This is a genomic window from Bradyrhizobium sp. CCBAU 45394, assembly GCF_028128655.1.
Taxonomy (GTDB): Bacteria; Pseudomonadota; Alphaproteobacteria; order Rhizobiales; family Xanthobacteraceae; genus Bradyrhizobium; species Bradyrhizobium diazoefficiens.
Genome location: NZ_LBIX01000100.1, coordinates 1 through 3,776, shown reverse-complemented (window position 1 = coordinate 3,776; position 3,776 = coordinate 1). Strand labels below are relative to the sequence as shown.

General features: G+C 59.9%; 2 protein-coding genes and 2 pseudogenes. 2 read left to right on the top strand and 2 right to left on the bottom strand.

The genetic code is table 11. The features are described from left to right. Positions 1–24 precede the first annotated feature (24 nt). Positions 25–526, bottom strand: a pseudogene (locus tag WN73_RS12105) (IS66 family transposase zinc-finger binding domain-containing protein); the annotation flags it as partial. A gap of 211 nt (positions 527–737) precedes the next feature. Then, positions 738–2,414, bottom strand: coding sequence for an outer membrane beta-barrel protein (locus WN73_RS12100; protein WP_271552931.1), 1,677 nt, complete (start codon positions 2,412–2,414; stop codon positions 738–740). 470 nt (positions 2,415–2,884) lie between these two features. On the opposite strand from WN73_RS12100, the gene WN73_RS12095 reads away from it, so the two are divergent. Then, on the top strand, positions 2,885–3,475 hold the full coding sequence (locus WN73_RS12095) for a helix-turn-helix domain-containing protein (RefSeq protein WP_442870076.1): 591 nt from the start codon (positions 2,885–2,887) through the stop codon (positions 3,473–3,475). Then, a pseudogene (locus tag WN73_RS12090) lies at positions 3,430–3,701 on the top strand (IS701 family transposase); the annotation flags it as partial. The gene WN73_RS12095 and the pseudogene WN73_RS12090, both read left to right, overlap by 46 nt. Positions 3,702–3,776: the final 75 nt, after the last annotated feature.

Here is a 3,776-nt window from a genome sequence, read left to right as displayed (position 1 = left end):
GTAGCCAGGCTACCGGGTTGGCTGACGGTCGATGGCGATGCCGTGCGTCGCCAACATCTGCGCCTGGCGATAAAGCGGCAAATGCCAATGATACTTGGCATCGATCACATGCGCTGACCAGCCGCTCCGTGGGCAGTGTTCGGGCCCGGCATGCTGGAGGACGACGCCATGACAAGCGCGGCAGGTCAGTTTGGGCCGGCGAGTGACGATTACGCGATACTGCGCCGGTACGACGTCGAGCCTCTGGCTCTCATCGCTCCCAATTTTCAAAAAGGACGCCTGCGCAGCACGGGCGGCAGGTTGCAGTGGGCATCAGGGCCTCGACGATGTGCGGCAAATACTCCGGCAGCTGACCGCGGTTGGCTGTGCGCTCGGCAGTTCGCTTCTCGCAGGTTCTTGGATTGGCGTGATCCTCGGCTGCTTCGAGAGCCGCGACGGTCTCTTCGATGTCCTCCAAAACAGGCTGTAGTTGATCAGCGTCCAGCTTTTCCGACGATCGACCGAACTGCGCATCTTTCGCAAGCTTGCGCCACGCTTACGGCCTACTGGGTTAGCGCGATGTCGGATCGCAGCCAATCAAAAAGGCAACTGCAGCTAGTTCTTTGCGCTGCCGTCCTCACGTGACGAGGTTCGCTAATGCCAATATTGCCGGCGTCTAGATGGCGCGGAGGTGGATGGCCACTACCAAAGCTTGGGGGGCGTCGAAAGCCTGGAGCTTGGCTATAGGTGTGATCTTTTCAATCGAACCTATAGGACGCCTGAAAGAACGTACCCCAGCGCTCCATGCTGTGCTTCGCAAACATGGGTGGTGCACCAACGCAGCCGCTGCCGCTGCACAACGTGTCGCTCCGCCTGTTGGTCCACATCGCCCAATAGCGGCCACCGACGCCGACGCTGAAGTTCTTGGTAATGAAGTAGGACAACACGCCTTCGAGCTGGACGCCCCCGCCACCATTGCCCCGTTGCTCAGCGAAGGTGGTCATAGGGCGCAAGAGATGGTTGTCACGCCCCTTGAAATCGGTCCAGGGCAGGTAAGCGACGTCAGCGTTCAAACGCCAACGCTCGGTGAGCATGGTTTCGGCGCTCAGGCCGATCCGAGCTGCATTCCACTGAGTATTCTGGCTGCCAATGACCCTGTCGTCGTCCGGCGCCAAGCATGGACGCGGGCGAGCTATCTGTACACACCCCCTCGAGTCGGAGTTCTGTTCGTAGTAGGTCCAGCCGATAAATCCCCCGACCTTGTAGTTGGCGGCGCGCAGGAAATCGTAACCGGCATCGGCCGTGTAATAGGTGAACCTCCCGTTTGCCTGGCCATGGATCGTGTTGCTATAGGCGCCGCCCCAGTCTTCATCGTTCATGTTTCCTTTGTTGAAGCGACCAACCCCAACGTTGCTCTTCAGGAACACTCCCCACGGGCTGTTGAGACGGCCAAATAGCTCCCCGGAAAGTCCGTCAAGTCCGTGATAGGTGAGCCTCGATCCAAGAATGCTGGGGTCATCAAGGCCGACTGCGCTGTGGTCCCATTGGAAGCGTCCCCGGCTGAGCCAGAGCCGCGATCCGCCTTCGAACGACCAACCTGCCGTGTAAGCAATCGGCGGCGCGCTGGCGGGGGCTTTTGCGTACAGCGGTGCATCGGGCCATTGCACCGCCCACGGGTCGGCGCCAAAATGGTAGTTCAACCCGATCTTTCCGATGTGATAGCTGCTGGAGAGGCTGGTTATGTTCGCCGGAAGAATTGCGAACGGCGGATTCTGCACCGTCGGAGGCGTTGCGACACTCGGCCCGCCGAAATGGAGATAGTCATACTCGACGTTGATCGACCATGCAGGCGTAAGCGCTTGCTCGACGCCCAGCCCGATGACGCCACCGAGGCGACCATAGTCGAAATGGGTTTTCTCCTGTGGCGCGCCGCCTTCATCGTTGTTGACGACGTCGCCCCGATTGTTTTGCCAGGCTACGCCAGCCTTGAGATAGGCCAGTGTGTGGCCCAGCGCGCCAAACGCGTAACCGATGCGGCCGGTCCCGGTGGCAAAGACGTTGGGACCTGCCTTGCAGTTTGCACTCACGACAAAGCCGGAGGCGGCGAGGCAAGTATTCGTGCCGTCTGAGACAGCACCGCTGGCATCGAGTTCGACACCAAAGACCCAGCCGTTCTTCTGCCAATTGTAGCCGACCTGGCCACCCGCGAGAAACACTGGGGTATCGACGACATCGCCATAGATTGACTGACCGTAGGGATTGCTGAAGGAGGTTCGGCCGTACCCGCCGCCGAGGTGCCCGCCAATATAGCCTCCGGACCAGTTCCACACCGCGGGCGGCAGTTTCACCTCTGGCTCAAGGTCCGCCGCGTTGGCTGCACCGTTTGCGAAGAGCGCAATTGTCGTGGCTACCGAAAAAAGAACTCCAGATCGCATCAAGGATTGCCTTCCATCTGCCCGGTTCACAGCCGGGCGCCTTAAGTTATCGCCGCAGCAAACCGTCGGAGCGGACTAGACGCTAACAGCGACGCGCGCCGAGTCCGTCCCGAAGACCATCGCATTGCGATTGGTGATGATGCCGCAAAGAGAGCAAATCGCGTGCCGAAGTGAATTCACAGGCTCTGCAGGCACTTCGTCGCGGCGTGTAGCGTCAAGTTGCTCACATTGGTCTCGATACCGACAAGGGCCACGTTGCCCGAGAGTGGCCCGCTCGCGCGCTGAATGTGTACGCGCGGTGGCGCGTGCAGACCCGGCCCGTGTGATTTCAACAGGAAGCCCTCTGCGCTTCCCCGACTACGGCGCTGTGTCGCCGTTGATTTAATTTCACCGAGTCCTACTGATGGGACTAGTCCTTTGGAACGCAAGTTCGTCACATTGGTTGATAGCTCGAATCTCTACAGAGGAGAGTGCTCGTGGCGAATGCGGGTGTGCGAGGCCGGCCGATCGCGCCGCTGGTGCTTAGTCCGCAGGAGCGGGCGTACTTGGAGAGGCAAGTTCGTCGTCATCGCGTTGCCCGATCGCTATCTGAGCGCTGCCGCGCGATCCTGCGGTGTGCAGATGGTCTGCCAAGCAAGTCGGTGGCTGCCAAACTTGGCATCCATGAACACACCGTTGGCAAGTGGCGCCGCCGATTCTTGAAGGATCGCTGTGATGGCCTGCTTGACGAAGCCCGCCCTGGCCGCCCTCGAACCATCGACGACGATCAGGTTGCTGAGGTAATCGAGCGGACATTGCGTACGACGCCGCGCGACGGACGCACTGGTCGATCCGCTCGATGGCTGCGGAAACTGGCTTTTCTCACACCACGATCCGCCGAAAGTGGACGGCGTTCGGCCTGCAGCCGCACCGCAGCCAGATATTTAAACTGTCGAGCGATCCGCTATTCGTCGATAAGGTGCGCGATATTGTCTGGCTTTACCCGAACCGAGCCATTGTCCTCAGCGTCGATGAGACCATTAAGGCACGGTGGATTTGTGAGCAGGCGCATCAGCAGTTGAAGGAGGAGCTTGGACTTGATCACTTCGAAGGGCGATCATGGCAAGGTCTTCATCGCCACGCCCTGATGACAATGATTGCCTACGCCTTCCTGCAACATCATCGCCTCGCATACGCGTGGCGAAAAAAAAGAATCAACGGGCCTCCGCCTCAACGTTTCGCCATCGTCGATCTCATCCTTCGGCCGCCGTCTCAGCAGTGCCCATATTGCCGAAAGCAAATCCTTGAAAGCGCAAACGCATTCTGTTCGCGGTAGGGACACCCATCACTGGGCGCCCCCCGCGCAGATCCCGGCGAGCCCAA